This window comes from Agrobacterium deltaense RV3, assembly GCF_900013505.1.
GTDB lineage: Bacteria > Pseudomonadota > Alphaproteobacteria > Rhizobiales > Rhizobiaceae > Agrobacterium > Agrobacterium leguminum.
Window position 1 is genome coordinate 2022839 of the sequence record NZ_LT009745.1, and the last position, 26199, is coordinate 2049037.

24 protein-coding genes are annotated in these 26199 nt (G+C 59.8%); 12 read left to right on the forward strand and 12 right to left on the reverse strand.

What is annotated here, in order from left to right:
• Positions 1-77 precede the first annotated feature (77 nt).
• From caiB to AGR7B_RS10260, 3 genes are all read left to right on the forward strand, one after another.
• Positions 78-1280 carry a succinate--glutarate CoA-transferase gene (gene caiB, locus AGR7B_RS10250; RefSeq protein WP_065655797.1) on the forward strand — a complete coding sequence of 401 codons (1203 nt, stop codon included), beginning with the start codon at positions 78-80 and terminating at the stop codon, positions 1278-1280.
• Positions 1277-2944 (forward strand): thiamine pyrophosphate-binding protein, encoded by a 1668-nt coding sequence (locus AGR7B_RS10255; RefSeq protein WP_065655796.1) that lies wholly within the window; start codon positions 1277-1279, stop codon positions 2942-2944. Before caiB ends, AGR7B_RS10255 begins: the two co-directional genes overlap by 4 nt.
• A 67-nt stretch (positions 2945-3011) precedes the next feature.
• Positions 3012-3776, forward strand: coding sequence for a HugZ family pyridoxamine 5'-phosphate oxidase (locus AGR7B_RS10260; protein WP_065655795.1), 765 nt, complete (start codon positions 3012-3014; stop codon positions 3774-3776).
• Between the two features lie 270 nt (positions 3777-4046).
• Here the strand turns inward: AGR7B_RS10260 and AGR7B_RS10265 are convergent, their stop codons facing one another.
• From AGR7B_RS10265 to AGR7B_RS10275, 3 genes are all read right to left on the reverse strand, one after another.
• Positions 4047-4388 (reverse strand): RidA family protein, encoded by a 342-nt coding sequence (locus tag AGR7B_RS10265; RefSeq protein WP_003494829.1) that lies wholly within the window; start codon positions 4386-4388, stop codon positions 4047-4049.
• A gap of 48 nt (positions 4389-4436) precedes the next feature.
• On the reverse strand, positions 4437-4775 hold the full coding sequence (locus AGR7B_RS10270) for a protein tyrosine phosphatase family protein (RefSeq protein WP_003522797.1): 339 nt from the start codon (positions 4773-4775) through the stop codon (positions 4437-4439).
• Between the two features lie 117 nt (positions 4776-4892).
• The gene (locus AGR7B_RS10275) at positions 4893-5726 is read right to left on the reverse strand and encodes an aldose 1-epimerase family protein (protein WP_080856582.1); all 834 of its coding nucleotides are present in this window, start codon (positions 5724-5726) and stop codon (positions 4893-4895) included.
• A gap of 156 nt (positions 5727-5882) precedes the next feature.
• On the opposite strand from AGR7B_RS10275, the gene AGR7B_RS10280 reads away from it, so the two are divergent.
• The gene (locus AGR7B_RS10280; RefSeq protein WP_080856583.1) at positions 5883-7271 is read left to right on the forward strand and encodes a L,D-transpeptidase family protein; all 1389 of its coding nucleotides are present in this window, start codon (positions 5883-5885) and stop codon (positions 7269-7271) included.
• Positions 7272-7340: 69 nt separating this feature from the next.
• Here AGR7B_RS10280 and AGR7B_RS10285 read toward each other — a convergent pair whose 3' ends face one another.
• The 8 genes from AGR7B_RS10285 to AGR7B_RS10325 form a co-directional block, all read right to left on the reverse strand.
• On the reverse strand, positions 7341-8546 hold the full coding sequence (locus AGR7B_RS10285) for an MFS transporter (protein WP_208616025.1): 1206 nt from the start codon (positions 8544-8546) through the stop codon (positions 7341-7343).
• Positions 8547-8592: 46 nt separating this feature from the next.
• Positions 8593-9240 (reverse strand): TetR/AcrR family transcriptional regulator, encoded by a 648-nt coding sequence (locus AGR7B_RS10290; RefSeq protein ID WP_080857055.1) that lies wholly within the window; start codon positions 9238-9240, stop codon positions 8593-8595.
• A gap of 145 nt (positions 9241-9385) precedes the next feature.
• Positions 9386-10102 (reverse strand): AAA family ATPase, encoded by a 717-nt coding sequence (locus tag AGR7B_RS10295; RefSeq protein ID WP_065655791.1) that lies wholly within the window; start codon positions 10100-10102, stop codon positions 9386-9388.
• Positions 10103-10307: 205 nt separating this feature from the next.
• Positions 10308-11453, reverse strand: a complete 1146-nt coding sequence (locus tag AGR7B_RS10305) for an iron-containing alcohol dehydrogenase (RefSeq protein ID WP_080856586.1) — start codon at positions 11451-11453, stop codon at positions 10308-10310.
• Positions 11450-12838: an aldehyde dehydrogenase family protein gene (locus AGR7B_RS10310; RefSeq protein WP_080856587.1), complete on the reverse strand. Its 1389-nt coding sequence runs from the start codon at positions 12836-12838 to the stop codon at positions 11450-11452. Before AGR7B_RS10310 ends, AGR7B_RS10305 begins: the two co-directional genes overlap by 4 nt.
• 18 nt (positions 12839-12856) lie before the next feature.
• A complete protein-coding gene (locus tag AGR7B_RS10315; protein WP_080856588.1) occupies positions 12857-14224 on the reverse strand; it encodes a glutamine synthetase family protein in 1368 nt (455 codons plus the stop codon).
• A 66-nt stretch (positions 14225-14290) separates the two neighbouring features.
• Positions 14291-15805, reverse strand: coding sequence for an amino acid permease (locus AGR7B_RS10320; protein ID WP_080856589.1), 1515 nt, complete (start codon positions 15803-15805; stop codon positions 14291-14293).
• A gap of 227 nt (positions 15806-16032) precedes the next feature.
• Entirely contained in the window at positions 16033-16806 is a 774-nt protein-coding gene (locus AGR7B_RS10325; RefSeq protein ID WP_080856590.1) for an N-formylglutamate amidohydrolase, read from the reverse strand.
• A 174-nt stretch (positions 16807-16980) separates the two neighbouring features.
• Between AGR7B_RS10325 and AGR7B_RS10330 the strand changes: the two genes are divergently transcribed.
• The 6 genes from AGR7B_RS10330 (at position 16981) to AGR7B_RS10360 (ending at position 23230) form a co-directional block, all read left to right on the forward strand.
• On the forward strand, positions 16981-17859 hold the full coding sequence (locus tag AGR7B_RS10330) for a MurR/RpiR family transcriptional regulator (protein ID WP_080856591.1): 879 nt from the start codon (positions 16981-16983) through the stop codon (positions 17857-17859).
• A 291-nt stretch (positions 17860-18150) separates the two neighbouring features.
• Positions 18151-19257 (forward strand): ABC transporter substrate-binding protein, encoded by a 1107-nt coding sequence (locus AGR7B_RS10340; protein WP_065655786.1) that lies wholly within the window; start codon positions 18151-18153, stop codon positions 19255-19257.
• A gap of 99 nt (positions 19258-19356) precedes the next feature.
• Entirely contained in the window at positions 19357-20241 is an 885-nt protein-coding gene (locus tag AGR7B_RS10345) for an ABC transporter permease (protein WP_078051829.1), read from the forward strand.
• On the forward strand, positions 20238-21020 hold the full coding sequence (locus tag AGR7B_RS10350; protein ID WP_003522814.1) for an ABC transporter permease: 783 nt from the start codon (positions 20238-20240) through the stop codon (positions 21018-21020). The genes AGR7B_RS10345 and AGR7B_RS10350 overlap by 4 nt, the downstream gene beginning before the upstream one ends.
• Before the next feature lie 12 nt (positions 21021-21032).
• On the forward strand, positions 21033-22091 hold the full coding sequence (locus AGR7B_RS10355; RefSeq protein WP_080856592.1) for an ABC transporter ATP-binding protein: 1059 nt from the start codon (positions 21033-21035) through the stop codon (positions 22089-22091).
• Between the two features lie 95 nt (positions 22092-22186).
• Entirely contained in the window at positions 22187-23230 is a 1044-nt protein-coding gene (locus AGR7B_RS10360) for a zinc-dependent alcohol dehydrogenase family protein (RefSeq protein WP_080857056.1), read from the forward strand.
• A gap of 44 nt (positions 23231-23274) precedes the next feature.
• Here the strand turns inward: AGR7B_RS10360 and AGR7B_RS10365 are convergent, their stop codons facing one another.
• Positions 23275-23919 (reverse strand): hypothetical protein, encoded by a 645-nt coding sequence (locus AGR7B_RS10365; RefSeq protein ID WP_080856593.1) that lies wholly within the window; start codon positions 23917-23919, stop codon positions 23275-23277.
• A 331-nt stretch (positions 23920-24250) separates the two neighbouring features.
• Here AGR7B_RS10365 and AGR7B_RS10370 point away from each other — a divergent pair, with 331 nt between their 5' ends.
• Positions 24251-25027 (forward strand): AAA family ATPase, encoded by a 777-nt coding sequence (locus AGR7B_RS10370; RefSeq protein ID WP_080856594.1) that lies wholly within the window; start codon positions 24251-24253, stop codon positions 25025-25027.
• Between the two features lie 78 nt (positions 25028-25105).
• Positions 25106-26199 (forward strand): MFS transporter (locus AGR7B_RS10375; protein ID WP_080856595.1); only part of this gene is annotated, 1094 nt, incomplete at its 3' end.

A 26199-nucleotide genomic window follows, 5' to 3' on the forward strand; every position in this document is an offset into this window, starting at 1 on the left:
AGTCCATGAGATAAAATCACATGCGACGAGGCAAGCAGCGGTCTATAAACCGGAAGACACAAAATACCGGGGGACCGATGACCGACATGCCAAACAGGAAACCGCCGCTATCGGGCATCCGCGTCATCGAACTTGCGCGTGTTCTGGCCGGTCCCTGGGCAGGGCAGATGCTGGCCGATATGGGCGCTGATGTCATCAAGGTGGAAAACCCCGAGGGCGGCGACGATACCCGCGCATGGGGACCGCCTTTCGTCGAAAGCGACGATGGAGAAAACCTCTCCGCCGCCTATTACCACGCCACCAATCGCGGCAAACGCTCCATCGTCGCCGATCTGAAAACGCCCGAGGGCTGCGAGCTGGTGCGCCGGCTGGTGCGCACCGCCGATGTCGTCATCGAAAATTTCAAGCGCGGCGGGCTTGCCAAATATGGCCTCGACTACGAGAGCCTGAAGGCGCTCAATCCGAAGCTGATCTATTGCTCCATCACTGGCTTCGGCCAGACCGGGCCTTATGCCGATCTCGCCGGATACGACTATATCGTGCAGGGCATGTCCGGCTTCATGTCGATTACCGGCGAAGCCGACGGCCAGCCGATGAAGGCGGGCGTGGCGGTTGCCGATATCTTCACCGGCATCTATTCCGTGTCAGCCATTCAGGCGGCGCTGATCCACGCCATCCGCACCGGCGAAGGCCAGCATATCGACATGGCGCTTCTCGATGTGCAATCGGCCGTGCTCGCCAACCAGAACATGAATTACCTGATTTCCGGCAAGCCGCCCGTCCGGCTCGGCAACGCCCATCCGAATATTTCCCCCTATGAGGTGGTGCCGACGGCTGACGGTTTCCTGATCTTGGCGGTCGGTAATGACGGCCAGTTCCGCCGCCTCTGCACCATTCTCGGCATCGGCGCGATTGCCGATGACGAACGTTACGCGACAAACAAGGCCCGCGTGGCCCATAAAGCGGAAGTCCGGCAGATAGTTTCCACCGAAACGCTGAAATGGCAGAAGCGCGATCTTCTGACCGCCTGCGAAAAGAACGCCGTCCCCGCCGGACCGATCAATTCCATCGAGGAAATGTTCGCCGACCCGCAGGTGAAAGCCCGTGGCCTTCGCGTCGATCTGGAGGCGGAGGACGGCACCGTCATCCCCGGGGTCCGAACACCCATTATCATGTCGCAAACGCCGCTGCGCTATGAACGCCCGAGCCCGAAGCTCGGCGAACATCAGGCGCAGGTGCTGGCCGAACTGGAAAACATCGAAAGGACCACGACGCCATGACTGCAGCCGGAATGAAAAGAACAGGCGGGCAATTGATCGTCGAAGCGCTGAAGGCCAATGGCGTCTCCCGCGTTTCCTGCGTTCCGGGCGAAAGCTATCTCGCCGTACTGGATGCGCTTTATGAAAGCGGCATCGAAACCGTGGTCTGCCGCCAGGAAGGCGGCGCCGCCATGATGGCCGACACATGGGGCCGGCTGACGGGTGAACCCGGCATCTGCATGGTGACCCGCGGACCGGGCGCCACCAATGCCTCGGCGGGCCTGCACATCGCAAGGCAGGATTCCATTCCGATGATCCTCTTCATCGGTCAGGTTCAGCGCGAAGCGCGTGAGCGCGAGGCGTTTCAGGAAGTGGAATATCGCCGCGCCTTCACCGAATTCGCCAAATGGGTGGGTGAGATCGACGATGCGCGCCGCATCCCCGAATTCGTCACCCGCGCCTTTGCCGTCGCCACCTCCGGCCGCCCCGGCCCTGTGGTGCTGACGCTGCCCGAAGACATGCTGGTGGAAGAGGTCGAAGCGCCCGAAGCAAAGCCCTATACTCCGGTCGAAGCGCATCCCGGCCCGTCACAGATGGCCGCCTTCGCAAAAATGCTTGGCGAGGCGAAGCGCCCGGTCTTCATCATCGGCGGCACACGCTGGTCCGAGGAAAGCGTCGCAGGCTTCAAGGCATTTGCGGAAAACAACAAGCTGCCTGTCGGCTGTTCCTTCCGCCGCCAGATGCTGTTCGATCATCTGAGCCCCTCCTACGCGGGCGATGTCGGCATCGGCATCAACCCGGCGCTGGCCAAGGAGATCAAAGAGGCCGATCTCGTGGTGCTGCTCGGCGGCCGCCTCTCCGAAATGCCGTCTTCCGGCTATACGCTGCTCGACATCCCCTACCCGTCGCAGAAACTCGTCCATATTTATCCGGAAGCCGAAGAGCTTGGCCGCGTTTACCGTCCCGATCTGGCGATCTGCGCCGCACCGGACGATTTTATAGCCGCCCTCTCCTCCATCACACTTTCCGGCAGTGCGGCATGGGCGGATCGCACCGCCGCCATGCATGCGGCCTATCTCAGCTGGTCGACCCCGCCGAAGACCGGCCCCGGCGCTGTGCAGATGGGTCCGATCATGGACTGGATCGAGGGCAATGTGCCCGAGGACGCGATCTTCACCAATGGCGCCGGCAACTATGCCACCTGGGTCCATCGCTTCCACCGTTTCCGTCGCTACAATACGCAATCGGCCCCGACATCAGGTTCGATGGGTTACGGCCTGCCGGCGGCGGTCGCGGCCAAGCATCTGTTCCCCGAGCGCGAGGTGATCTGCTTTGCCGGCGACGGCTGTTTCATGATGCATGGGCAGGAATTCATCACCGCCGTGCGTTACGGTCTGCCGATCATCACCGTACTGGTCAATAACGGCACCTACGGCACGATCCGCATGCATCAGGAGCGGGAATATCCCGGCCGCGTCAGCGGCACCGATCTTGTCAATCCGGATTTCAACGCCTTTGCCAAAGCCTATGGCGGCCACGGCGAAACGGTGGAAAGAACGCAAGACTTCGCCGCCGCTTTCGAACGGGCGCGGGCAAGCGGCAAGCCGGCCATTATCGAGGTAAAACTGGATGCCGAAGCGATCACGCCGACGCGTACCCTGACGCAGATCAGGACCGGAAGCTGATATGACGCATGGACACGGCTCCGGCATGGTGTAAATCCTGACTGAAACTCACAGCTTAGGAAACGACATGCCGGATGCAGCCTCTCCCGTCATCACCCCGCGCGGCGCAAAGATCGAGTCCTCGGCCGGTGCGCCTTTCGAGGCCGTGCGCGTGGCCCGGGACGTCTTGCACACTTCCCGCGCGGCAGCGCTTGCGACCCTCGATCCGGTCAGCGGTTATCCCTATACGACCGCCACCAATATCGGCATCGAGCCGGACGGCACGCCGTTTTTCTTCGCGGCGGGGCTGACGCTGCACGCCCGCAACATGGAGGCGGACGCGCGCATCTCGCTGACGCTCGCCCCCTTCGGCAAGGGAGATGCGCTGACGCTGCCGCGGCTGACAATGGTGGGCAAGGCGGAACAAATCGGCCCGGATGAAGCGCCGCTCGCCATCGCGCGCTACATTGCCCGCTACCCCAAAGCGAAACTTTATCTCTCCCTTCCCGACACGCGGCTTTACCGGTTGCGGACGGAAGGTGTGCAGATCAATGGCGGCCCGGCCCGCAATGCCAGCAACATCACCCCGGCCGATCTGCGCACCAATCTCTCAGGCGCAGACGAACTGATGGCGGCGGCGGAAAGCGAAGCGACCCGCCTCAACGCCATCAAGGGCGAAGCGTCCCGGCTCGCCGTTCTGGCCGGCGCAAAAACTGGCCGCTGGACGATCACCTCCATCGACCCGGATGGCATCGATCTCGCCTCGGCGAGCGATCTGGCCAGGCTGTGGTTTGCGGAGCGGGTGACGACGTTGAAGCAGTTTGAGAAGGCGCTTGCTTCGCCGGTGAGGTGACGGACGCAAGCGATTCAAAAAACATGAAAATTACTTCTACTTGGGATTTTGTGGCCATGTCGCCACGCCGCGCCGTCACCCCGGACTAGATCCGGGGTCCAGCGCGATCAAGTCCTTGATCGCGAAAGACTCTCTTCACGGCGCAGACACGCCGTGGCTGGATGCCGGGTCAAGCCCGGCATGACGGGGAGAGTTTTTGACCCCATCCCATCAAAAAAGGCCGGGCCGCTTTCCGCGACCCGGCCTTTTCTTAAAAACTCAGACGGATGCTCAGAGAGCAGCGGTCACGATGAACTCAACCTTGTAGTCCGGCGTCGCCAATGGTGCGCCGCTGGTGGCGCGGGCCGGCGGGTTTGCCGGGTCGATCCAGCCTTCCCAGACGGCGTTCATTTCGCCGAAGGTGGACATGTCGGAGAGATAGATGATGGTCTGCAGGATCTTCGACTTGTCCGAACCGGCAGCGGCCAGCAGGCGGTCGACTTCAGCGAGAGCAGACTTGCTCTGTTCCGTAACGCTCGTGCCTTCGCCAACCTGGCCGGCCAGATAAACGGTGTTGCCGTGAACGACGGCGCCGCTCATGCGCTTGCCCGGCTCGATACGCTTGATGGTCATGGAAAACTCCTGTTGATTGGCATTTAAAATAGAACGATGCGCGGAAAATCAGCCGCGCAGGTGATGGGTCTTTTCGTAAATCGCCGTCGAGCGCGCGCCGGAACGGCAATAGCCGAGCATCGGGCGCTGCAATTCGTCCAGCGCATCCACCATGCCGGCAACGGCATCGGCATCGACGCCGTAACGGCCAACCGGCACATGCATGATGGTGAGGCCAAGCTGCTCGGCACGCTCGGCAATATCGGCGAAAAGCGGCTGGCCGTCTTCTTCGCCGTCAGGACGGTGGCAGACGATCGACTTGAAGCCGAGCGCCTTGATCTCGTCGAGATCGGCAACGCTGATCTGTCCCGTTACCGAATATTCGTCGTCTATGCGCCTGATATCCATGTCATGCCTCCGCTGAAACCGGCGTCCGCGCCGCTGGCTGTCACCCTTGAAATCCGCATCCGATGTAAGCGGTCAAACCCCCTGCGTCAATGACAGGGCATCTTCATTCGGTACGGCTCAGAGGATGGAAAAGCGCAGGCCAAAGGAACGGCTTTCGCCCGGCTGGAGAATATTGAACTCGCCGGCCGCCTCAAGCTCGCTCCGTCCCACCCAGCGATGCGATACCGGCTCGATGCCGAGCACATTGGCCGGCGCCTGCTGGTTGCGCCACATCTGCAGATAGGGCAGCGTTTGCGTGCGAAAACGCACCGTCAGCGTTTTCCCGCCGATGGCCGCAATGGGTCCGAGCGCGAGCGACGCCCACTCGTCATCACCGGCGGGAACGCAGAAAACATTGCCCGGCTCTTCGCCGAAACGCCAGCCGTGGCCGCCACCGTCCAACATCGCGCCCTCAAGCCGCACGGCATCGTCGAAGAGGCGAGCGCCGACATTCATATGATACATCAGGAACACCGGGATGGGCCGCTCGGACGTGTTGACGATCCGGTCATCGAGGCTCACTTCGCCGCTTTCCCCGTCGATACGCCATGTCCGTTCCAGAAGGGCCGTGCCGCCATCGGCAAGCTTCACGGGAACCTCGACGCGCGCCAATGCATTGGACTCATAAACATCGAACGCAATGACCGTCGCGGGATGCGAGGAAAAGGACCCATGCAGCGGATATCGACGTCCCTCACCGTCGCCATCGATTGGCTCGGGATGGCGGATATGGTCGGGGCCGCAGGTGAACAGAAAGCCTTCCAGAGAGTGGTCGATGCGCGCATCGCCATCGTCGGGAATGGCGCGGCCGGGCGCGATGTCGACGCCATCGACGACGAAGGAGCCGATATCGAAGACGGAGGTTTCATCGAGGAAAATGCGTGGCGATCTGCCAGACTGAAACGAACGCAAGATAAACCTCCCTGTGACCTTGAAAACGCATGCTTCACGGAAACGCTACTAACCGTGACGGAAATTAAGATTGCATTAACCGCGAATTCACCTTTTTCACAATAGGGTCAAGATTGCGGTGTGTTTATCGGTGAACAAGTAAGGGATAGCAGAATCGTGAAACAGTTTCTTAACGCAGCTCTGGGTCTGACAGTCGCGCTGGCGGCAGCTATCGCCCCGCTACAGGCTGGCGCGCAGCAGCGTTATGGCGATCAGCAGACGATGCTGGTGACCCCTGATGGTCGTGTGCTCGACTTCATGCCGGAGCGCGGCGATATCGTCATCAGCCGCGATTCCATGGGACGCACGGTGTTTTACGACCAGTACGGCAATCTCCTCGCCACCGAAATGCCCTCCGGCTACCAGGAGCGGCAACAGGCACGCCAGCGCGACACCACCTATTACCCGCCCGCCCCCGGCGGCCAGTATCGTGAGCCGCAACGCGACTACGGCTATCAGGACAATGGCAGCGTGCGCGATTACCGCGAATATCGCGGCGACGGTTCCGACGAGAATTTCTATACCGGCTCCGTTCCCGCACCCGGTCCGGTTGAAAGCGGGCCGCTCGGCCAGCCGATGCCGGGCGAAAGCACCACGGCCGCCGTTCCGCAGCCGGACCACCTGATCGAGCGCCATACGCCGGTAACAACGCCGGTCAATCGCTCGCGCCAGGAAATCGTCGCGCTCCAGACATTCCTCGACCGTGAAGGCATCTCGCCCGGCGTTATCGACGGCAAGATGGGCGACAACGTCAACAAGGCGATTGCCGCCTGGCAGGATATGACCGGCGAGAAGCTCGACCCCAACAATTCCGATGACATTCTGGAGCGTCTGCGCGCTTCCGGCGGCATGCCGATCGTCGACTACACCATCACCGCCGCCGACGCCGCCGGCCCCTATGTCGCCTCCATCCCGGACGACTATGCCGAGAAGTCGCAGCTGCCTGCCCTCTCCTTCACCTCGACTTCGGAAGCGCTCGCCGAACGTTTTCACATGGATGAGAACTATCTGAAGGAACTGAACCCCGGCATCGATTTTTCCGTTCCCGGCACCATCATCAAGGTCGTCAATCCGGGCGAGACGAAAAAGGGACAGGTTGCCCGCATCGTCGCTCATAAGGGCATCAAGCAGGTCTTCGCCTATGGTCAGGACGGCAATCTGATCGCCGCCTATCCGGCCACCATCGGTTCCACGGACACGCCCTCGCCAAGCGGCACGCACACGGTGGAGCGCATAGCGCTCAATCCCGGCTACACCTATAATCCGAAGATCAACTTCAAGCAGGGCCAGAACGACAAGATCCTGCAAATCCCGCCGGGTCCGAACGGCCCGGTCGGCACGGTCTGGATTGCGCTGTCGAAGCCGACCTATGGCATTCACGGCACGCCGGAACCCTCGAAGATCGGCAAGACCAACAGCCACGGCTGTATCCGCCTGACCAACTGGGATGCGACCGAACTGGCGAAAATGGTCCGCCCCGGCGTGGTGGTCGAATTCGCGGAATAGGATCGACCGAAAGAAAAAAGAAAAAGCCCGGCGGTTTGGTCCGCCGGGCTTTTTTCATTTGGTGGCGTTTCAGTCACGTTTTTCCGTGAGGAAATAAAGCAGGGCTGCCACCGGCAAGGCGAAACCGATCCACGAGGCGGCTTGCCATTCGCCGACGGCATAGGCCCAGCCGCCAACGGCGGAACCGATTGCGCCGCCCATGAAGAACGTCGCCATATAGATGCCGTTCAAACGGCTGCGGAATTCCGCTCCGAGCGTGAAGATGGCACGCTGGCCAAGCACCAGATTGGTGGTGACGCCGAAATCCAGAACGATGGCGGCGACCACCAGAATGGCGAGCGCCAGATGCGAGCCTTCGGGCGCAAGATGCGTGACGGCGAAGGAGAGCGCCACCGCCACCAGGGCAAAGAAGGTGGCCGCACGCGTCCAGCCACGGTCCGCCATGCGCCCGGCAATCGGCGCGGCCACGGTGCCGGCCGCACCGGCCAGTGCGAAAAGCGCGATTTCACTCTGGCTCAGATTGAAATGCGGTCCGCTCAGATAAAGCGGCGTCGTGGTCCAGAACAGGCTGAAAGCCGCAAACAGGAAGGCGTGATAGATCGCCCGCCGCCGCAGGATCGGCGTGTGCAGCGCCAGCCGGCCCATCGAAGCCATCAATGCGCCGTAGCTCAGCCGCGCATCGGGCATACGGGCGGGCAGAAGCCGGAAAAGCACCACGGCAAGAAGCGCCATGACGGCCGCCGAGGTCAGAAACACACCGCGCCAGGAGACCACTTCAGACAGAAGGCTGGAAACCGGGCGCGCCAGCATGATACCGGCCATCAGCCCGCTCATGACATTGCCGACCACCCGGCCGCGAATGGCATGCGGCGCCATGTGGGCGGCATAGGGAACGATGACCTGCACCGCCACGGAACTGACGCCGACCAGAAAGGCCGCAATCAGAAACGGGGCCGCATGCGGCGCAAATGCTGCCGCCACAAGGGAAAGCACCGCCATCGCAACGGCGCTGACCACCAGCTTGCGGTTTTCAACGAGATCGCCGAGCGGCACGACAAACAGCAGACCGATGCCGTAACCGATCTGGGTCAGGGTCACGATCAGCCCCGTCGCACCGGCAGAAAGACCAAGCTCCGCCCCGATGATGCCGGCCAGCGGCTGGCCATAATAAAGATTGGCGGCAATCAGTCCGCAGGCTGTGGCCAAGAGGAACGTCAAGGCCGGGGAAATGGATGTTGCCTCGACATCATCCCCTTCAATTACACGCGTCGTCATCATTTTCTCCAATATGGAAACAATTGTTTCCTAAATAGTCACAAAATCACTCGGCAAGCTTCATGGCGATATCCACCACGGCCACCATGTCTTTGAGGCTGCGCCCCGTCTTTCCCACCACGCGCATGCCGTACATCATGCACAGCATCGCCCGGGCGAGATCATCGGGATCGGCCTTCGAACGCACGGAACCATCTTTCTGCCCTTCAGCAACGACGCGGGCGACAATTCGCTCCCTCGCCTTCACCGCCCGCTCGACCACGATTGCAATATCGTCATCCAGAGCCGCCAGATCGGCAGCAGCACCAACCACCAGACATCCGTCAGAGCCGACACCGCCATGCGACCGTTCCGCATAGAACATCAGGCCTGCCCTAACGCGCTCATAACCGGTATCGAAACCAGCCACCGCAGCCTCGAAACGCTCGGTCTGCACGATCCTGTAGCGTTCCATCGTGGCGATGAAGATGGCTTTCTTGTCCTTGAAAGCCTTGTAAAGACTACCCTGTGCCAGTTCCATCGCATCGGTAAGGTCACCGACGGAAGTGGCATGATAACCGCGTCGCGAAAAAACCCGAATCGCCCCATCGAGCGCGCGGTCGACGTCAAACTCGCGCGGCCTGCCGCGATGGCGCTGTTCCGGTGAATTGGTGTGGTTGATATTGCTCATGGCCGGAATATAGGAAACGATCATTTCCAAATCAAGCGAATAATGAAACCGGCGCGGAAAAGCGTCGACCGATGCCCGGACAAGCTCAACGGCCGCCAATGGTCCAAGGCATCATCATCCGTCTGCGGTGATGAAGACCGCAGAAGGATAGAAGGCCGAAATCAATGTTTCAGGCGGCCTTGCGGGTGAAAAGGCGAGCCGGTTGCGTGCCGAGCCGCAAAAGACGTTTCGGCAGCAGGCCGACAACTTCGGTGGCGAAGGCTTTCGCGTTCTCCACCGCCTTGTCGATATTGCTGACCTTGTCCTTATCGAGACAGAGGAGCGTACCACCATAATCGAAAATATCGCGATAGGCCGCTCTCTCGACAATCGGCGTATTGAGAACCGAGACGTTCTTTTCCGCCAGCAGCATTTTGACGAGCAGCAGCGAACGCGTCGCCACCATGGCATTCACCCGCGTCAGTACGATTGAATGGGCGATAGCCTTGCCCATCTTGCGGTTCAGGAATTCGATGTGATCCAGAACTTCGGCAGCGCCGCGCGCATCCATGGCTGAACCTTGAACCGGGATCAGCACATGATCGGAAATACCGAGCGCCATGGTCAACAGCGGGCTTTTCGCGCCCGGCAGGTCGATGATGAAACAGTCGGTATTGGTTTTATTCTCGCGAATATGGCCTTCAAGCGAAGCCATCGTCACATGCGAAATCACCGAGAGATTTTCGATCTCGCCGGACAAGTCGTGCCAGCGGGAAATCCACAATTGCGGATCGGCGTCCAGAACGGTCACGCGGTGACCGCTGCGGGCCAGTTCGGTTGCCAGAAGCAGCACTGCTGTCGTTTTTCCGGCACCGCCCTTGGTATTGGCGAAAGTGATGACTGACATGACACCCCCTGTTGGTCAGAGCCGTTTCATGCTCATTCACGCACCGAAGCAATTCATGGTGCTTTCCATAACCTTAACGAACATGGTTAAGAAAAGGCTAAGAACCGTTATGCCGCGCAACGAAAAGCCCGCGATAAATCGCGGGCTGTCGATAATGGCTGCGTTCTCTCGATTTTCTCCAAGCCTGACGAATATAAGAGGCCCCTTAAAAGCAGGCCTCAAAAAGCGCCCTGGTATTCTCCAGCGTCATCGGCACCGGATTACCGCCGCAGCTCGGATCCTTGATCGCTTCCGCCGCCAGTTCGTCGATACGATCCGGCTTGATGCCCATGGCGGTGAGATTCTCCGGCACGCCGAGTTCCCTGCGAAGCTCCAGCACATAGTCATAGAAGCCGTCGAAACCGCCGGAGATACCGAGATAGGCAGCCGCGCGGGCAATCTTGTCCTCGATGGCCGGACGGTTGAAGCGCAGCACCGCCGGCATGACGACGGCATTGGTCATGCCGTGATGGGTGTTGTAGACCGCGCCGATGGGGTGCGAGAGCGAATGGATGGCGCCGAGGCCCTTCTGGAAGGCGACCGCCCCCATCGCCGCCGCCGCCATCATATTGGTGCGCGCTTCGATATCCGTGCCGTCCTTATAGGCGCGCGGCAGGAATTCCTTGACGAGCCGCAGCCCCTCCAGCGCCACACCGGCGCTCATCGGATGATAGAAGGGCGAGGAATAGGCCTCAAGGCAATGGGCAAAGGCATCCATGCCCGTGCCTGCCGTGATGACCTTCGGCATGCCGACAGTCAGTTCCGGATCGCAAATGACGACGCCGGGCAGAAGCTTCGGATGGAAAATGATCTTCTTCACATGGGTCTGCGAATTGGTGATGACGCTGGCGCGGCCGACTTCCGAACCGGTGCCCGCCGTCGTCGGAACCGCGACGATGGGCGCGATCTTTGAAGCGTCCGCTCGGGTCCACCAGTCACCGATATCCTCGAAATCCCAGACCGGGCGCGTCTGCCCGGCCATGAAGGCGATGGTCTTGCCGAGATCGAGGCCAGAGCCGCCGCCGAAGGCGACGACGCCGTCATGGCCGCCATCGCGATAGGCTTTCACGCCGGCTTCCATGTTGATCTCGTTGGGATTCGGATCGACCTCGGCAAAGATCGCCCGGCCGAGACCCGCCTCTTCCAGCACGTCGAGCGCATGCGCTGTTATCGCCATATTGGCGAGGCCGCGATCCGTAACGAGCAGCGGCTTCTTGATGCCGAGCGTCTTGCAGGCTTCCGCCAGTTCCTTGATCCGGCCACGGCCAAGCTTGACGGCGGTGGGGTAGCTCCAGTTGGCGACGATATTCATTTCGTGACTTTCTTCAGATGGTAGGATTTCGGGCGGGTCAGGTTCTGGAAGCCGAGGACGGAGAGCGAACCGCCACGGCCCGTTTCCTTCACACCGGTCCAGCAAAGCGCCGGGTCGAGATAGTCCGCACGGTTCATGAACACGGTGCCGGTTTCGATCTCGCGGCCGATACGCCCGGCCCGGGCGGCATCCTGCGTCCAGAGCGAGGCGGTGAGGCCATATTTGCTGTCATTCATCAGCGCGATGGCTTCGTCATCGTTCTTCACCTTCATGATGCCGACCGCCGGGCCGAAGGTTTCTTCGGTCATGAATTCCATCGAATGATCGACATTGACGAGAACTTGCGGCGCGACATAAGCGCTCTCGCCATCGTCGGCGGGGAATAGCTTCGGATCGACCAGCGCCTTGGCGCCCTTGGCGACGGCGTCCGCGATCTGCGCACGCACCACCTTGGCGAAACGCTTGTTGGCCATCGGCCCGAGCGTCGTTTCCTCAACCAGCGGATTGCCGAGCTTGTAGTTGGACACCCACGCCACGGACTTCTCAACGAAGGCGTCATAGAGGTTTTCATTGACGTAGATGCGCTCGATGCCGCAGCAGCATTGCCCGGAATTATAGGTCGCGCCATCCATCAGCGTATCGACGGCGGCATCCAGATCGGCATCCTCCATCACGTAACCGGGATCTTTGCCGCCGAGTTCAAGCCCGAGACCGGTGAAGGTGCCGGCAGCGGCGCGTTCGATGGCACGGCCGCCTTCCACCGAACCGGTGAAATTGACGAAGTTGAACAGGCCCTCGGAAATCAGCGCCGAGGTCGTGCCGTGGTCGAGGAAAACGTTGATGAAAACGTCTTCAGGCACGCCGGCCTCGACGAAGGCCCGCACCATGCGCTCGCCCACCAGTAGCGTCTGCGCCGCATGTTTGATGACGACCGTATTGCCGGCCATCAAAGCGGGCGCGACGGTGTTGATCGCCGTCATGTAAGGATAATTCCACGGCGCGATGACGAAGACCACGCCATGCGCCTCGCGCTCGATACGGCGTTCGAAATTGCCGCTCTCCTCAATGACGAGCGGCGCCAGCGCATCGGCCGCAATGGAGGCGACATAGTTGGAGCGCTCGTTAAAGCCCTTGAACTCGCCGCCGTAACGAACCGGACGGCCCATCATATGCGCCAGTTCCGGCACGACTTCCGCCACCATTTCATTGAGGCGCGCCACGCCCTTCAGCACCAGCTGAACGCGATCCTCAAGCGGACGACGCGCCCAGTCCTTTTGCGCCTTGCGCGCTTTCGAAACGGCGGCCCGCGCCGCCTCCAGCGACATCGCCTCCCGCTCGGCATAAACCGAGCCGTCGATGGGCGAGATATTCTGGATCATGGTCATGATGTTTTCCCGTAATGATTAGGCTCGTTCGAAACCGCGCGCCACTTCCCAGTCGGTCACGCGGCGGTCGTATTCTTCCTGTTCCCACCGTCCGGCATGGACGTAATGATCGATCACATCGTCGCCGAAGGCGTTGCGCAGCATTTTCGATCCGTCCAGAAAGACAGTGGCGTCACGCAGGGTCTTGGGTATCTCGCGCACGTCCTTGCCGCCATAGGCATCGCCGACAAAAGCGGACTCAAGTTCGAGTTTATTTTCGATGCCGTCAATGCCTGCCGCAAGCAAAGCCGCCATGGCGAGATAGGGATTGAGATCGGAGCCGCCAACACGGCATTCGATGCGGATGCCCTTGGTGCCTTCGCCGCAGAGACGATATCCGGCCGTGCGGTTGTCAAGGCTCCAGATCGCCTTGGTGGGCGCAAAAGTGCCGGCCATGAACCGCTTGTAGGAATTGATGTAGGGTGCCAGAAAATAGGTGATCTCGCTGGCATGGGCGAGAAGCCCGGCAACATAATGCCGCATCAGTTCCGACATGCCGTGCTTGGCGTCCTTGTCGAGAAAAGCAGGCGTCTTGCCATCGGCGCTCCATAGCGACTGGTGAATATGCGAGGAACTGCCGGCGGCGTTGTAGTTCCACTTGGCGAGGAACGTCACGGCCTTGCCCTTGGACCAGGCGATTTCCTTGGTGGCGTTCTTGATGATGGCGTGCCGGTCGGCCATGGTCAGCGCCTCGGCATAACGAACGTTGATCTCCGCCTGACCTGCGGATGCTTCGCCCTTGGAGTTTTCGACCGGAATGCCGGCGCCCTGCAGGCCCTTGCGCAGCGCCCGCATGACATCCTCTTCCTTGGTCGTCTGGAAGATATGGTAATCCTCATTATAACCGCTGGCGAGGTTCAACCCCTTGTAACCGTTGGCGCGCGCCGCATCGAAAGTCTGGTCGAACAGGAAGAATTCCAGTTCCGTCGCCATATAGGCCTTCAGCCCCATGGCCTCCAGCCGCGCCACCTGCTTTTTCAACATTGCGCGCGGTGAATGCGGCACTTCCTCATGGGTGTGGTGATCGAGCACATCGCACAACACCAGTGCCGTGCCTTCCAGCCACGGCACACGCCGCAGCGTCGAAAGATCCGGCTTCAGCACATAATCGCCATAGCCCTTTTCCCAGCTCGAGGATTTATAACCGGGAACGGTTTCCATCTCCATGTCCGTGGCAAGCACGTAATTGCAGCTATGGGTTTCCTCAAAGGCGCTTTCAACGAAGAACTCCGCCTGGAACCGTTTGCCCATCAGACGCCCCTGCATGTCGACAAGGCAGGCCAGAACCGTGTCGATGCGCCCCTCGGCGACATCCATCTTAAGCGCGTCGAATGTGTAGCTCGTCATTTTGTCCGTTCCCTTTATTGTCGTGGCCGGGCGGCCGGAATGCGGCCGCCCGTTTTGTTTTGAGCATCAGGCCTTTGCAGCCGCTGCGGCAACCGCAGCCTGCTTGTGCTCCAGCGCGAATTCCTCTTCCGGCGACAGGATGAGGCGGTGGCGGCCGATGAAGGCAAAGTAGGTGATTGCCACGGCAAACCAGACAGCGACCCAGAGCACGCCCTTGGTGAAGTTCGGATCCTGGATCTGGTAAAGCAGCGTGACGATGGCGATGATGACCGTCAGCACCGCGCCCGGAATGCCGAAGGGCGAGCGGAACGGCCGCTCGATATGCGGCAGGTTCTTCCTGAGCAGAATGAAGGAAATCGCCTGCATGATGTAGGAAAACATCGCACCGAACACGGCCATGTTCAAAAGTACGCTGCCGATGATGCTGCCACCCTGTTCCGCACCCAGCGCGAACCAGATGACGAGCATGACCGCCAAGCCGACAATCGCGCCGGTGATGTTGGCAACGTATGGCGTGCGATACTTGGAATGGGTGATCGACAGCACGGTCGGGAAGTAACCCGCACGCGACAGCGAATAGATCTGGCGACCCTGCGCGTAGAGGATCGTGTGGAAGCTGGCGATCAGGCCGGTCAAGGCAACGAGACCCAGCACCACCACGCCGCCATCGCCATAGATCGCCTTGAAACCATCGAGCAGCGGCTCAAGCGAGGAGCTGAGGTGGAAGGCGCCGACGCCTGGCAGGGACGGGTTGAGCAATACGATCATGAAGGCCGAAACCATTAGCGTCACCATGCCGAGGATGATGCCCTTCGGCATGTCGCGCTTGGGATCGACCGATTCTTCCGCCGCCAGCGGCAGTTGCTCGATGGCGAGGAACAGCCAGACCGCGAAAGGCAGCGTGGCGAGAACGCCCGAAAAACCGAATGGGAAGAAGGAACCACCGCCCTCCGGCAGCTCCACCGCCTTGCCGTCAGGTCCGACACCGATGTTGAGCGCAAAACGCGAAAAATCGATATTCGGGATGGCGCTGATCCAGAAGAACACCAGAACGGCAAGCGAAATCAGCGTGATGACCAGCGTAACCTTGAAGGAAAGCTCAAGCCCGAAGACATTGAGCGCAAGGAATATCGCGTAAAACGCTATCCACACGAAGGGTGAATAGGCGGGATCGAGGCCGAGAATGGAGTTCACATAGGCCGTGATGAAGGTGACGACGACCGCCGGCGTCAGCACATATTCGACATTCTCGCAAAGCCCGGTGATGAAGCCGCCCCATGGGCCCATGGCCGTGCGGGCGAAGGAATAGGCCGCACCCGTATGTGGCAAGGCCGGGCTCATTTCCGCAATCGAAAATGTCAGCCCGAGATACATGATGGCGATGATGATGCCCGCCACCAGCATGCCGCCCCAGCCGCCGGTGGAAAAGCCGAAATTCCATCCGGAAAAATGCCCGGAAATGACCGCACCGACGCCGAGCGACCAGAGCGACCACACGCCCGCATAACGGGATAGTCCGCGTTTTTCGAAATAGGATGCATCAGCCTTCTTGTAGCTGACGCCTGACGATGAACTGTCCATGCCCTTCTCTCCTGAATAAGAAAAAAACAAGCCAGTCAGCCGTTATTGGCCGATTGTGCCCCAGTTTCCGGCTTCACCCGGGAGTCTCCCGCGATTGGCCGCACGCACTTGCTGTTCCCTTGCCGCTTCGTGTTTTTCCGGCTGCATGGCCGGCTTTTATAAAAATGGCGGCAGTCTCATCTGGCAGCCGGCCCCGGTGTTTTCACCATCGGCCGGCCATAGCTCCCTCACTCATCGATCGATGAGAGCGCCTTCCCCATAAGCTCGTGGAGAAAACCGGCGATTGCCGCCTGCTCTCCTTCATTGGTGATGAGATCGTTGCGGATCTCGATCATGACGTTCAAAAGCCCATCCGGCAGCGCATGCAGCCGCAGCGTATGCGTCACGCCATCTTCCGGGCCGTAAGGATCGTTGCGATTGACCGTGAGCGAGGACCCGTCGGCACCCGCCAGCATCGCATCCGCGAGGCGGCTGTCGGTATCGTGCAGAATGCCGATCTCAACCTTTCGGAACCGGCCGTGATAAACCGGTGTGAAACTGTGGATGGTCACCACCACCACGTTGCGGCCCTCCGCCTGCCGCGCGGCGATGATCTCGCTCACCCGGTCATGAAACGGCACATAAAGTGCGGAGGTGCGGGCGAACCGCTCCGCTTCGCTGAGATCGAAATTGCCGGGAATATCGTAAATCTCGCTTTTCACCGGCATGGCGGAAGGCGATTCGGGCGGCCGGTTGCAATCATAGACGAGACGCGAAAATCGCTGATAGACGAGCGTGGCGTCAAGTTTTTCCGAAAGCAGCCGGGCAACGGCCAGAGCGCCCGGATCCCAGGCCGCATGGCTCGAAAGCACCTCCGGCGAAAGACCCAATGTGCCGAATTTCTGCGGAATGGTGGCGGAGGCATGTTCGCAGACGAGAAGGACGTCGCCCTTCGCCGCCGCATTCTCGATGCCAACGGCCTGCCCTTCTGCTTCTGTGAAAAACCGTGACCGCAGCGTCATGCACGAACCCCACCCGGAACCCCCGCGTTCCGTCAACGCCGAAAAGAATTCTTCACATTATTGCGAGTGTCAAATGGAATTTTGAAATTTTCTCTTCATTTTCCCATTGACTCGATAGCTGGCACAGATGTTTATTTTAGCCATGCACCGGCAGAAGACCGGAAGGGGAAAAATTTGCGCAGCACGACGGCGACCGTGTCGGATGTCATTCATGCCCATTACGACGCACTGACCCGTTCGGAAAAACGGCTGGCGGAGAGCCTGCTCGGCAACTACCCCGTCTCCGGCCTCGGCAGCATCACCACCATTGCGGAAAATGCCGGCGTTTCGACGCCGACGGTGGCGCGCATGGTGCAGAAGCTCGGCTACAAGGGCTATCCGGAATTTCAGGCGCATCTGCACCAGGAACTGGAAGCGACGATTTCCGGCCCCATCGCCAAACATGACCGCTGGGCAACCAATGCGCCCGGCCTGCATATTCTCAACCGCTTCGCCGATGCCATCACCGGCAATCTGCGCGATACGCTGAGCGATCTCGACACCGCCGTCTTCGACAATGCCGCGGCGCTGCTTTCCGACCGCAAGCGCAGCATCTATTTCGTCGGCGGGCGCATCACCGGCGCGATTGCCGAATATTTCTTCACACATATGCAGGTGATCCGGCCGAGGACGACGCTGATGTCGTCGAATTCCAGCGCCTGGCCGCAATATATGCTGAACATGAGCGCCGGCGACATACTGGTTATCTTCGACATTCGCCGCTACGAGCACGACATGACGACGCTGGCTGAAGTGGCCAAGGCTAACGGCGTGCAGATCATTCTCTTCACCGATCAATGGACATCGCCGGTGGCGCGCCATGCGCTGCACACTTTCCGTGTCAGGATCGAAGCGCCCTCGGCATGGGATTCCTCGGTCGTTACGCTGTTCGTGGTCGAAGCGCTGATCGAAGCGGTGCAGAACGGCACCTGGGATGAAACCAGGGAACGCATGAACGCGCTTGAAGGCCTGTTCGAACAGACGCGGCTGTTCCGCAGGCCGGACAGAACATGAAACTACATAGCCGGGCAACTTGCTTGACGCGGATGCCGCACGCTGATTGGATACCTGTCATCGCTACCAGCACGATAAAACAGGATAAGAAACCAAGCTGGGGAACGTATCTGGCCACCACGGATCATGAGGGAATCTCCCGCAATTGCAGGCAAAAAAGCCGGGTGATGGCGGAAAACGGGCTTAAAGTGACGGAATCCGGATAAATAAATTGCAATCCAGCCGTCACATTAGCTTCATCGAGAATCCGTATCAGCGTCCGCAATATGAGAACACGAAGAGGAGAAAAAAGTGATCTCTCACTGCCGCCGACTGCTTGCTACGACCACTGCACTGGTCATCGCCTCCACCGCAATTGCCGCCGCTGAACCGAGCGCCGAGCTGATCGCGGCCGCCAAGAAGGAAGGCATGCTGACCACCGTCGCCCTGCCGCACGACTGGTGCGGTTACGGCGACGTGATTGCCGCCTTCAAGGCGAAATATCCGGAAATCACCGTCAACGAACTGAACCCGGACGCCGGCTCCGCCGATGAAGTCGAAGCCATCAAGGCGAACAAGGACAATAAGGGCCCGCAGGCTCCTGACGTCGTTGACGTCGGTCTCGCTTTCGGCCCGCAGATGAAGGCCGAAGGCCTCCTGCAGCCTTACAAGGTCTCGACCTGGGACGAAATTCCTGACAACGTCAAGGATCCGGAAGGTTACTGGTACGGCGACTATTACGGCGTCATGTCGTTCTTTGTGAACAAGGACCTCGTGAAGAACACGCCGAAGGACTGGGCCGACCTGCTGAAGCCGGAATATTCCGGTCAGGTCGCACTTGCCGGTCCCCCGCTGACATCTAACCAGGCAATTCTCGGCGTTCTCGCCGCCGGTCTTGGCCAGGGCGCGAAGTCCGGCAAGGAAGCCGGTGAAGCAGGTCTGAAGTATTTCGCCGACCTCAACAAGGCAGGCAACTTCGTTCCGACCGTCGGCAAGGCCGGTACGCTCGCACAGGGTTCGACACCAATCATCATCGCCTGGGACTACAACGCGCTTTCCTGGAAAAAGACGCTGAACGACAACCCGCCGACAGAAGTCGTCGTGCCTGAAAAGGGCGTTCTGGCCGGCGTTTACGTGCAGGGCATTTCTGCCTATGCACCGCATCCGAACGCAGCGAAGCTCTGGATGGAGCATCTCTATTCCGACGACGGTCAGCTCGGCTGGCTGAAGGGCTATTGCCACCCGATCCGCTTCAACGCAATGGTCAAGGCCGGCAAGGTTCCGCAGGAACTGATCGACAGCCTGCCGCCGGCAGCGGCCTACGAAAAGGCTATCTTCCCGACGCTCGAGGAAGTTGACGCCAACAAGGCTGCCGTTACCGGTGGCTGGGACAAGACAGTCGGCGCGAACGTCAAGTAAGTTGTTGAAAACGCACCCCGGCTGAAGAAAGGCCGGGGTGTTTCTTTCGTGATAACCGCAATATATAGACCGTTTTAAAACGGCGTGTGGGGACAAGGCATGCCATCAACCAACACCGGCGGACCATCCGACGCGGGCAGAAAGCTGCCGCTTCACTGGATAGGTGTGCTGCCATTTGTCGTATTTGTTGCGATGTTTCTGATCATGCCGACGATGAAGATCGTCATCGGTGCATTTCAGGATCCGAGCGGCAGTTTCACCCTCGCCAATATTGCTGGGCTTTTCACGCCGGCGATCATGGGCGCTTTTACGATATCGATAAAAATCAGCCTCGCGTCGTCATTGCTGGGGTGTTTGATCGGTTTTTCCGTTGCAGCCGCCGTCATACTTGGCGGCCTTCCCAATGCGTTGCGCGGGCCACTGATGACCTTTTCCGGGGTCGCGTCGCAATTTGCCGGCGTTCCGCTGGCCTTCGCATTTCTCGCCACGCTCGGCCCGGTCGGCATATTGACGGTGTTCCTGAAATCCCAGCTGGGGATAGACCTCAGATTGATGGGCTTCAACCTCATCTCCTTCTGGGGGCTGACAATCACCTATCTCTTCTTCCAAATTCCGCTCATGATACTGATCATCGCTCCTGCCCTGGATGGGTTGAAGCGCGAATGGCGTGAGGCGGCGGAAGTTCTTGGCGCGACGGGAACGCAATATTGGCGATTTATCGCATTTCCCATCCTGCTGCCGTCACTGCTTGGCACATTCGCGCTCCTGTTCGCCAATGCTTTCGGTGCTGTTGCAACAGCAATAGCGCTGACCGGCTCTTCGCTTAACATTGCGCCCATTCTGCTTTTCGCCCAGATACGCGGCGACGTGCTCGGCGATCCCCATCTCGGTTACGCGCTTGCCTTCGGTATGATCGTCGTTACCGGTGTCGCCAACACACTTTATATCTGGCTGCGCGCCCGCAGCGAAAGGTGGCTGAAATGAAGCGTTTCTTCGCCTGGGGCGCGCTGATTTTCGGCCTGCTCTATTTCGCCCTGCCGCTGATCGGCATGACCAACTTCTCGCTGAAAATGCGGCGCGGCGAATACTCATTCGACGCCTATGGCAAGGTGCTAACCGATCCGCGTTTCCAGGAGACTTTCAGCTATTCCGTGGTGATGGCACTGTTCACCATCGTTTTCGGGGTTCTGCTGGTGGTGCCCACCGCCTATTGGGTGCGCCTGAAACTGCCGGGTCTGCGGCCCTATATCGAATTCATTACGCTCTTGCCGCTGGTCATCCCGGCCATCGTCATCGTCTTCGGTTATATCCGGCTTTACAACACCTCCAGCTGGCTGCCGCTGACCGGCACGAGCTTCGGCACCAACCTGCTTTTGATGTTCGGTTATGCCACGCTGGCTTTGCCCTACATGTACCGCGCCGTCGATACCGGTCTCAGAACCATCGACGTGGCGACGCTGACGGAAGCAGCCCAAAGTCTCGGCGCCGGCTGGACGACCATCCTGTCGCGCATCATTCTTCCCAATGTTCTGGTCGCCGTGCTGTCAGGTGCGTTCTTGACCTTCGCCATCGTCATCGGTGAATTCACCATGGCGGCCCTTTTGAACCGCCCGGCCTTCGGCCCCTACATGCAGCTGCTCGGCGCCAACCGCGCCTATGAACCGGCCGCACTTGCCGTGATTTCCTTCGGCATCACCTGGGGTTGCCTCGGTCTGATCCAACTCGTTTCCCGCTATCAGAAGGGCGCGCCTCCCAAGGCCTGAGGACAATATTTCATGAGCTTTTTGACACTTAGCAACATCAAGAAATCCTTTGGCTCCGTGCAGGTCGTGCATGATTTCAACATGGCCATCGAAAAGGGCGAATTCGTCTCCTTCCTCGGGCCATCGGGCTGCGGCAAGACCACAGTGCTGCGCATGATCGCCGGCTTCGAAACCCCGAGTGGCGGATCGATCGTCATCAACGGCAAGGACCAGACGGCGCTCAGACCGAACCAGCGCAATATCGGCATGGTGTTTCAGGCCTATGCGCTGTTCCCCAACATGAATGTTTACGAAAACGTCGCCTTCGGGCTCAAAGTCGCCGGCAAGCCGAAAGCCGAGATCGACGCCCGCGTGAAGGAAATGCTCCAGCTTATCCATCTGGAGCATCTGGCGGACCGTTACCCCTACCAGATGTCCGGCGGCCAGCAGCAGCGCGTGGCGCTTGCCCGCGCGCTCGCGCCGAAGCCGGAAGTACTTTTGCTGGACGAACCGCTCTCCGCGCTTGATGCCAAGATTCGCGTGTCGCTACGCGAAGAAATCCGCCAGATTCAGCAGAAACTCGGCATCACCACCATTTTCGTGACTCACGATCAGGAAGAGGCCCTGTCGATTTCTGACCGCATCGTCGTCATGAATGGCGGCCGCGCCGACCAGATCGGCTCCCCTTTCGATATCTACAACAAGCCCGCGACCCGCTTCGTCGCCTCTTTCGTCGGCACCCTGAACCTCATCGACGCCACTGTGGTCGATTCCTCATCCAACACCATCCGCGTCGGAGAGCAGCAGATCACCCTCAACAAGCCAGTCGATGCGGCGAACGGCGAAAAAATCACCCTTGCCCTTCGGCCGGAAGCGGGTTCGCTCGGCAGCGATGCGAAAGGCGATGTCGCCATTTCCGGCCTCGTCACCTCCAGCCAGTTCCTCGGCTCCGTGATCCGCACCCGCCTCGATCTCGGCGGCTCGACCCTGTCTTTCGACATGTTCAACGATCCCGGCACAGCACCGCCCGCGGTCGGCGAGCAGGTGACGCTGAAATTCGCAGCCGGCGACCTGATGGTCATCAAGGACTAAAGCGCTTTTCCAGACGTAAAACCGCTTCGCCCATTTGCGGGACATGGTAGAGCAGGTATGACTTCGAACCTGCATACCAAACATGTGAGGCCATGATGCGCGCGCTTTTTTACGAACTGTTCGGCGAAACCCCGGTTGTTGCATCGCTGCCCGATCCGGAACCGACCGATGGCGGCGTGGTCATCGAGGTAAAGGCGACCGGCCTTTGCCGCAGCGACTGGCACGGCTGGATGGGTCATGACCCGGATATCCGCCTGCCGCATGTTCCCGGCCACGAATTCGCAGGCGTGGTCGCCGCCGTCGGCAAAAACGTCACCCGCTTCAAGACCGGCGACCGCGTCACCGTGCCCTTCGTCTCCGGCTGCGGTCATTGCCATGAATGCCGCTCCGGCAACCAGCAGGTCTGCGAGGCGCAGTTCCAGCCCGGTTTCACCCATTGGGGCTCGTTCGCCGAATATGTCGCCATCGACTATGCCGATCAGAATTTGGTCCACCTGCCGGAATCGATGACTTATGCCACCGCCGCCGGCCTCGGCTGCCGTTTCGCCACTTCCTTCCGGGCCGTGACTGATCAGGGACGCCTGAAGGGCGGCGAATGGCTCGCGGTCCATGGCTGCGGCGGCGTCGGGCTTTCCGCCATCATGATCGGCGCGGGCCTCGGCGCACAGGTCGTCGCCATCGATATTGCCGAAGACAAGCTGGAACTTGCGCGGCAGCTCGGCGCGACCGCCACCATCAACAGCCGCGCGGTTGCCGATGTTGCCGAGGCGGTTCGCGAGGTGACGGGCGGCGGCGCACATGTCTCTGTCGATGCGCTTGGCCACCCGCAGACCTGCTGCAACTCCATCAGCAACTTGCGTCGGCGCGGCCGCCATGTGCAGGTAGGCCTCATGCTGGCCGATCACGCCATGCCCGCCATCCCCATGGCCCGGGTGATCGCCCATGAGCTGGAGATCTACGGCAGCCACGGCATGCAGGCATGGCGTTATGAGGACATGCTGGCGATGATCGAAAGCGGCAGGCTCGCGCCGGAAAAGCTGATCGGCCGCCACATCACCCTCTCCGACGCCATCACGGCCCTGCCCGCCATGGACAGTTTCCAAGAAAGCGGCATCAGCATCATCGACCGGTTCGAATAGTGCAGGCTCCTGAGACCGCCTGAGGTTCAGGGATTTCGCACCGCTCAGGCGCTCCTGCGTCCGAATGTGCGGACCGCAGCGGTTCCTCGGGCAGACGCATGGGCCGGCGATGCTGCCGGGACACGCGCCGCGTGATCCGTCTGGCTATCGCTCCATTGACGGGTTACCAGCTGTTTCTTGCGGACCTCCAGCGGGTCGGGGGTGTCCTCCTCCTCCTGCCGCTTATTTCCCGCAATTGCGGAGATCGTCGCCAGTCGCGAAATCCACCGCACAAGCTGCATGCCCTTGTGCACAAGCACAAAGATACCAACAATTGCGACCGCTATGATAATCACGAGGTTCCAGGGCGCGTCGCTGGCCCTCGCCGCCCGCTCCATGCGGTCTTTTGTCGTCGGATCAAAACCGAGCGTCGCCTTCACCCTGGCGATATCCGCATCGCTGAGCCTGCTGTAACGCTCGCCGCGATACAGCACATAACCGCTCCTATCCCCGCTGTTGAGATAACCAATGTCAAATGCTTCCCCGTCGCGAAGAAAAGCCTCGTTATCCGGCAGGTCATAAACGAGATCGATTGTCTCGCCGCCGCCGAATCCGGGGATGGCAAAAAACCGGGACTTCCGCGCCTCAGCTTCGCTCGCGAATATCGCGGAAAATAGAAACGCGACCGAAAAAAGCGCAACATGCTTCATTCACTCTCTCCAACAACAACGAGAATGACAACAACTGGCATTGCTGAATTAATTTGAAGTTTATACTTACGATAATATCCTAAGTTTAAGATAAGTATTGCATATATCTAATATTGATCGATTTATTACCAGAAATGTACTGTACTAATTTATAATAAAATGAACTTCGAACGATTCGGCATGACGTATCTCCGCCAAAGTGCCAAACCATTGGTGCGAACAGCGCCCCACGTTAAGCCGCAATCACACGCAATTGCTTTGAGCATAGCGCCGCGATGATGCGACAGAGCGCAACGTCGGCGAACATGACGGATTAGATAAGGAACGCGACATGCTGTTTCTCGATAGCGTAACCATGAAAGAGACCCCGGACGGAAGAGACGACTATCCCTTCTCCGTTCCGGCGCTACGCCACCTGGAACGCCTTGAATTCAAGACGCCGATCACCTTTTTCGCCGGTAATAACGGCTCGGGAAAATCGACACTGCTGGAGGGTCTGGCGGCGGGAATGACGGCCTATGCCATCGGCAATCATGGCCAGGTCAAGGGTGATCTCTATCTCCAGCATGCCGAAACCGTGGCGAAGGCCTTCTATTTTGCCCGCAAAAAATATCCGAAGATCCGCATGTTCCTGCGCGCGGAAGACGTGCTTGGCTATATCCGTCGACAGAACGAGGAAGCACTGGACGATTTTCGCTGGGAGCGGGAAAAGGCTTTAAAAAACGGCGAGGATTTTCCGGAGGAAACGCCGGAGACATTTCGCGGGATTGTCAGGAACAACAGCCTCGACCGACGATCGCATGGCGAAGGCTTCCTCGATATCATGCATCGGCGCCTGCATGGCGCCGGCCTCTATTTTCTCGACGAACCGGAAAGCCCGCTTTCGCCGCAAAAGCAGCTCGAACTGGCAGCCCTTATCCGCGACGCCGCCGATAGCGGCGGACAATTGATTATCGCTACGCATTCGCCGGTGCTTTTGGCGATTCCCGAGGCCACGATTTATTACTTCGATGAGGATGGCATCACCGAGCGCCTCTATGACGAACTGGAAAACATCAGCTTTCTGCGGCGCTTTCTCGATCGCCCCTCGAAATACCTGAGTGATTGAGCGTCGATAAGGCTTGAAATCGTGCCGCTCTTGCCGCATGCCCATAAGCAATACGTAATTTAGAAAAGAAGCAGCCTCATGTCTCCCACCACCACACCGGCGGCAGCCCGGCCTCTTAACGGTCAGGATTACAAAACTCTTGGCCTTTCGGCCCTCGGCGGCGCGCTCGAATTTTACGATTTCATCATCTTCGTATTTTTCGCCACCGTCATCGGCCATCTGTTCTTCCCGCCAGAAATGCCCGACTGGCTGGTGATGATCCAGACTTTCGGCATCTTCGCCGCCGGTTATCTGGTGCGGCCGCTGGGCGGCATCGTGCTGGCGCATTATGGCGACCGTTACGGCCGCAAGCGGGTCTTCGCCTTCTCCATCCTGCTGATGGCACTCTCCACCCTCGGCATGGCGCTGATGCCGACCTATGCCACCATCGGCGTGGCCGCCCCCATCCTGCTCATCATCCTGCGCATGCTGCAGGGCGCGGCCATTGGCGGTGAAGTGCCGGGCGCATGGACCTTCGTTGCCGAACATGTGCCCTTCCGCCGCGTCGGCCTCGCCTGCGGCTTCCTCACATCGGGCCTTTCCTTCGGCATCATGCTGGGTTCGCTGATCGCTTTCGCAATCAACTCGCTCTTCACACCGGAAGACGTGGCCGGTTACGCTTGGCGCATTCCCTTCCTGCTCGGCGGCATTTTCGGCCTCATCGCCGTTTATCTGCGCCGCTGGCTGGAAGAAACGCCGATCTTCATGGAAATGAAAAAGTCGAAATCGCTGACGGACAAGCTGCCGCTCGGGCTGGTATTGAAGCACCATATGCGCGGCGTGGTCATTTCCGCCCTGCTGACCTGGGTTCTCTCGGCCGCCATCGTCGTCACCACGCTGATGACGGCCACCTTCCTGCAGAAGCTTTACGGTTATACTCCGACGCAGGCACTCGCCGGCACCAGCTTCGGCACGCTGTTCCTGATCTTCGGCGTCATCATCGCCGGCGCGCTGATCGACCGTCTCGGCTCCGGCATCTTCTTTATGGGGGCAAGCATCTTCTTCGGCATCGCCACCTTCACCTTCTACAGCTATGCCGGCACATCGCTTCAAACCATGTTCGTGCTTTACGGCGTCATGGGCCTTTCGGTCGGCATGGCAGGCGCAGTGCCCTATGTCATGGTCCGCGCCTT

Excerpts from the sequence above, each read along its gene's own strand:
- AGR7B_RS10295 (WP_065655791.1), bottom strand. The coding sequence starts at position 10,102 with ATGTCAGTCATCACTTTCGCCAATACCAAGGGCGGTGCCGGAAAAACG.
- AGR7B_RS10310 (WP_080856587.1), bottom strand. The coding sequence starts at position 12,838 with ATGACCATGATCCAGAATATCTCGCCCATCGACGGCTCGGTTTATGCC.
- AGR7B_RS10350 (WP_003522814.1), top strand. The coding sequence starts at position 20,238 with ATGAAGCGTTTCTTCGCCTGGGGCGCGCTGATTTTCGGCCTGCTCTAT.
- AGR7B_RS10290 (WP_080857055.1), bottom strand. The coding sequence starts at position 9,240 with ATGATCGTTTCCTATATTCCGGCCATGAGCAATATCAACCACACCAAT.
- AGR7B_RS10315 (WP_080856588.1), bottom strand. The coding sequence starts at position 14,224 with ATGACGAGCTACACATTCGACGCGCTTAAGATGGATGTCGCCGAGGGG.
- AGR7B_RS10320 (WP_080856589.1), bottom strand. The coding sequence starts at position 15,805 with ATGGACAGTTCATCGTCAGGCGTCAGCTACAAGAAGGCTGATGCATCC.
- AGR7B_RS10285 (WP_208616025.1), bottom strand. The coding sequence starts at position 8,546 with ATGACGACGCGTGTAATTGAAGGGGATGATGTCGAGGCAACATCCATT.
- AGR7B_RS10360 (WP_080857056.1), top strand. The coding sequence starts at position 22,187 with ATGCGCGCGCTTTTTTACGAACTGTTCGGCGAAACCCCGGTTGTTGCA.
- AGR7B_RS10325 (WP_080856590.1), bottom strand. The coding sequence starts at position 16,806 with ATGACGCTGCGGTCACGGTTTTTCACAGAAGCAGAAGGGCAGGCCGTT.
- AGR7B_RS10255 (WP_065655796.1), top strand. The coding sequence starts at position 1,277 with ATGACTGCAGCCGGAATGAAAAGAACAGGCGGGCAATTGATCGTCGAA.
- AGR7B_RS10365 (WP_080856593.1), bottom strand. The coding sequence starts at position 23,919 with ATGAAGCATGTTGCGCTTTTTTCGGTCGCGTTTCTATTTTCCGCGATA.
- caiB (WP_065655797.1), top strand. The coding sequence starts at position 78 with ATGACCGACATGCCAAACAGGAAACCGCCGCTATCGGGCATCCGCGTC.
- AGR7B_RS10370 (WP_080856594.1), top strand. The coding sequence starts at position 24,251 with ATGCTGTTTCTCGATAGCGTAACCATGAAAGAGACCCCGGACGGAAGA.
- AGR7B_RS10305 (WP_080856586.1), bottom strand. The coding sequence starts at position 11,453 with ATGAATATCGTCGCCAACTGGAGCTACCCCACCGCCGTCAAGCTTGGC.
- AGR7B_RS10265 (WP_003494829.1), bottom strand. The coding sequence starts at position 4,388 with ATGACCATCAAGCGTATCGAGCCGGGCAAGCGCATGAGCGGCGCCGTC.
- AGR7B_RS10270 (WP_003522797.1), bottom strand. The coding sequence starts at position 4,775 with ATGGATATCAGGCGCATAGACGACGAATATTCGGTAACGGGACAGATC.
- AGR7B_RS10345 (WP_078051829.1), top strand. The coding sequence starts at position 19,357 with ATGCCATCAACCAACACCGGCGGACCATCCGACGCGGGCAGAAAGCTG.
- AGR7B_RS10260 (WP_065655795.1), top strand. The coding sequence starts at position 3,012 with ATGCCGGATGCAGCCTCTCCCGTCATCACCCCGCGCGGCGCAAAGATC.
- AGR7B_RS10355 (WP_080856592.1), top strand. The coding sequence starts at position 21,033 with ATGAGCTTTTTGACACTTAGCAACATCAAGAAATCCTTTGGCTCCGTG.